General features: G+C 63.2%; 1 protein-coding gene. It reads right to left on the reverse strand.

The features are described from left to right. The coding region (gene rpoB / locus AC1DT3_RS20405; RefSeq protein ID WP_477467032.1) for a DNA-directed RNA polymerase subunit beta at positions 1 to 1,640 on the reverse strand (1,640 nt) is incomplete at both ends.

Raw genomic sequence — 1,640 nt, forward strand, 5'->3', positions numbered from 1 at the left:
GTCTTCGAAGTTGTAGCCGTTCCACGGCATGAACGCGACGAGCACGTTGCGGCCGAGAGCCAATTCGCCGAGATCGGTCGAAGGACCGTCGGCGATGATGTCGCCCTTGCGGACGATGTCGCCGGCGCGGATCAGCGGCTTCTGCGTGATGCAGGTCGACTGGTTCGAGCGCTGGAACTTCTGCAGACGATAGATGTCGACGCCCGGCCGCGTCGGGTCGGTCTCTTCCGTCGCGCGGATAACGATACGGGTCGCATCCACTTGATCGACGATACCGGCCCGGCGAGCGGCGATGGCGGCACCGGAGTCGCGAGCGACGACGGCTTCCATGCCGGTTCCGACGAACGGAGCATCCGCCTGTACCAGAGGCACGGCCTGACGCTGCATGTTCGAGCCCATGAGCGCGCGGTTCGCGTCGTCGTTCTCGAGGAACGGGATGAGCGCGGCTGCGACGGACACGAGCTGCTTCGGCGACACTTCCATCAGATCGACGCGATCGGGAGCGGCGACGATGTTTTCACCGGCGCGGCGGCAGATGACCAGCTCTTCCGTGAGCTTGTCGTTGCCGTCGAGCGCGGAGTTCGCCTGCGCGATGTTGTACTTCGCCTCTTCCATGGCCGAGAGGTAGATGACCTCCTTCGTGACATGGCTTTGGCGAACGCGCCTGAACGGCGTTTCGATGAAGCCGTACTTGTTGACGCGCGCGAACGTCGCCAGCGAGTTGATCAGACCGATATTCGGGCCTTCCGGCGTTTCGATCGGGCAGATGCGGCCGTAGTGCGTCGGGTGAACGTCGCGGACTTCGAAGCCGGCGCGCTCACGGGTGAGACCACCCGGGCCAAGCGCCGAAAGACGACGCTTGTGGGTGACTTCCGACAGCGGATTGGTCTGATCCATGAACTGCGACAGCTGCGACGAGCCGAAGAATTCGCGAACCGCGGCGGCAGCCGGCTTCGCGTTGATCAGGTCCTGCGGCATCACAGTGTCGATATCGACCGACGACATGCGTTCCTTGATCGCGCGTTCCATGCGCAGGAGGCCCAGACGATATTGGTTCTCCATGAGCTCGCCGACCGAGCGGACACGGCGGTTGCCGAGGTGATCGATGTCGTCGATTTCGCCCTTGCCGTCGCGGAGATCCACAAGCGCCTTGGCGACCGCGAGGATGTCCTCGCGGCGAAGCGTGCGCACGGTGTCTTCCGCGTCGAGATCGAGACGCATGTTCATCTTCACGCGGCCGACCGCCGAGAGATCGTAGCGCTCGGAATCGAAGAACAGCGAATGGAACATCGCTTCCGCCGTCTCGAGGATCGGCGGCTCACCCGGGCGCATCACGCGGTAGATATCGAATAAGGCTTCCTCACGAGAGGAGTTCTTGTCGACCGCAAGCGTGTTGCGGACATAAGGCCCGACCGTGACGTGATCGATGTCGAGAACCGGAATCTCGGTGTAGCCGGCTTCGAGCAGGCTCTTGAGAAGCTTCTCGCTGATCTCGTCGCCCGCTTCCGMGTGGATCTCGCCCGACTTCGGGTCGACCAGATCTTCAGCGACATACTGGCCGTAGAGATCCTCGTCCGTCGCGCGCAGGGCCTTCAGGCCCTTGTCGGCGAGCTGACGAGCGGTACGGGCGGTCAACTTCT

This window comes from Microvirga sp. P4_G7, assembly GCF_056401005.1.